The organism is Streptomyces iconiensis (assembly GCF_028657195.3).
GTDB lineage: Bacteria > Actinomycetota > Actinomycetes > Streptomycetales > Streptomycetaceae > Streptomyces > Streptomyces iconiensis.
In genome coordinates, this window is record NZ_JANCPR020000109.1 from 1 (window position 1) to 2621 (window position 2621).

Annotated in this window: 1 protein-coding gene and 1 pseudogene; both read right to left on the bottom strand. The window is 70.2% G+C overall.

The window, feature by feature from the left end:
* Nucleotides 1-1636: pseudogene (locus tag NMN56_RS42845) on the bottom strand (type I polyketide synthase); the annotation flags it as partial.
* Nucleotides 1637-1831: 195 nt separating this feature from the next.
* The coding region (locus NMN56_RS42850; protein WP_274045955.1) for an acyl carrier protein at nucleotides 1832-2621 on the bottom strand (790 nt) is incomplete at its 5' end.

The following is a 2621-nucleotide window of genomic DNA, read 5'->3' on the forward strand; positions in this document are numbered from 1 at the left end:
TGAGGAGGTCGGTGTGGTCGGTGGGGGCGATGACGGTGCGGTGGGTGTGGTGGGTGCGTCCTTGGGTGAGGGTGTGAGCGGTGGTGTTGAGTTCGGTGGGTGTGGTGTGGGTGAGGGCGTAGGTGTGGAGGCGGGTGGCGTGGTCGCGTAGTGCTTGTTCGGTGTGGCCTGAGAGCAGCCAGGGCGCGAGCGGCGTCTCGGCGGTGACAGGGCCGGGTTCCTCCTGCCCCTCCACACCAACCAACACCGGCTCGTCAGGGACTTGTTCGAGGATGACGTGGGCGTTGGTGCCGCTGATACCGAAGGAGGAGACGGCCGCGCGGCGCGGGCGGTCGTGGTGGGGCCAGGGGGTGGGGTCGTGAAGCAGGTGGATATGGCCGCTTTCCCAGTCGACGTGGGGCGTGGGTGTGTCGAGGTGGAGGGTCTGGGGGAGTTGGCCGTGGCGCATGGCCATGATCATTTTGATGATGCCGGCGACGCCGGCCGCGGCCTGGGTGTGTCCGATGTTGGATTTGAGGGAGCCCAGGTAGAGGGGTTCTTCCGCGGGGCGGTCCTGTCCGTAGGTGGCCAGGAGCGCCTGGGCCTCGATGGGGTCGCCCAGTTTGGTGCCGGTGCCGTGCGCTTCGACGGCGTCCACGTCTTCGGCGGCCAGTTGCGCATCCGCCAGCGCTTGGCGGATGACCCGCTGCTGTGAAGGGCCGTTCGGCGCGGACAGCTGACCGCTCGTACCGTCTTGGTTGACGGCGGTGCCGCGGACGACGGCGAGGACCTGGTGGCCGTTGCGGCGTGCGTCCGAGAGCCGTTCCACCAGCAGCAGACCGGCTCCCTCGCCCCAGCCCGTGCCGTCGGCAGCCGCCGCGAACGCCTTGCACCGCCCGTCGGGGGACAGCCCCCGCTGACGGCTGAACTCCACGAACAGTCCGGGAGTGGCGATCACCGTCGCCCCGCCCGCCAGCGCCAGGTCGCACTCGCCGCTGCGCAGCGACCGTATCGCCAGGTGCAGTGCGACCAGCGACGAGGAGCAGGCGGTGTCCACCGTCACCGCCGGACCCTCAAGACCGAAGGTGTAGGAGATCCGGCCCGAGGCGACCGAGCCCGCGCTGCCCGTGCCGATGTATCCCTCAAGGCCGTCGGGGGCTTTCTTGATCCGGCCTCCGTAGTCGCTGTACATCACGCCGGCGAAGACACCGGTGCGCGAACCGTTCAGTGAGGACGGGTCGATACCGGCCCGTTCGAACGCTTCCCAGGCCGTCTCCAGCAGCAGCCGCTGCTGCGGGTCGACCGCTAGTGCCTCGCGCGGGCTGATCCCGAAGAACGCCGGGTCGAACTCATCCGCGTCATGCACGAATCCGCCCTCGCGCGCATAGCTCTTCCCGGTGCGCTCGGGGTCAGGGTCGTAGAGCCCGTCCAGGTCCCAGCCCCGGTTGTCGGGGAAGGGAGAGATGGCGTCCGTGCCGGAGTCGACGATCTGCCACAGGTCCTCCGGGGAGCGCACCCCGCCCGGGTAGCGGCAGGCCATGCCGACGACCGCGATTGGCTCATGGCGCTCGGCCTGGACCTCCGACAGCCGCTCCTTGGTCTGGAGCAGGTCATTGGTCGCGCGTTTGAGGTAGTCGCGGAGCCTGGCCTCGGTGGTCCCACTGGACTCGGTCGGCTCACTCGCCTGGTGCGCGTCGGTGGTCATGGGAGGTCAACTCTCCTCGATGGGCGGCACTTTGTGTCATGCGGTGGGTTGGGACGGGTGTACGGCTGGTCGACCGCCGCGTGGACGGACGGCGCGATGCGCCGGGTGCGGCGCCGGCGTAAGGGCGGCGGACGCACGACGGTGCGGTCACTCGGGCGCAACGTGCCCGTCGATGAGGTCGAAGAGCTCGTCGTCGGAGGCTTCCTCGACTTGGATGCCGGTCGTGGCCGTAGCACTGCCTTTCTGACCTGGGGCGAGCCGGGACAGAACAGACGTCAGCCGAGCGGTGATCCGATCACGCGCCCCTTCGTCCGGTGGCGCCTGGGCGAAGAGGGCCTCCAGTTCGTCGAGCCGGGCCAGCGCGTTCGCGACGCCCCCCGGCATCGAGGCGCCGAGCTCCGCCTGGAGATGGGCGGCGAGCGCAGCGGCCGTGGGGTGGTCGAAGAGCAGTGTGGTGGGCAGGCGGAGCCCGGTCTGGGCGCCGAGGCGGTTGCGGAGCTCGACGGCCGTGAGCGAGTCGAGTCCGAGGTCCAGCAGACCGCGGTCGGTCGGCACCAGTTGGTTCGGCGGATGGCCGAGCACCTCGGCGACCGTGGCCCGGACCAGCTGAAGGGTGAGGCGTGGACGGTCGGCCTCGGATGCCTCGGCGAGCTCGCGGACCCAGGGAAGCGCGCCTGTCTGCCCGTCAGCCGGTTTCGCGGGCGCCGAAGGCAGTCCCCGCACCAGGCCGCGGAAGAGCGGCGGCACGCGGTCCTGGCTGCCGAGGGCGCGCAGCGCTCCGGTGTCCAGCCTGGCGGGTACGACGACCGGGCGTGTGGTGTGGAGTGCGGTGTCGAAGAGGTGGAGTGCTTCGTGGGTGGTGAGGGGGGTGATGCCGGTGCGGGTTATGCGGGTGAGGTCGGTGGTGGTGAGTTGTGCGGTCATGCCGTGGGGTTGT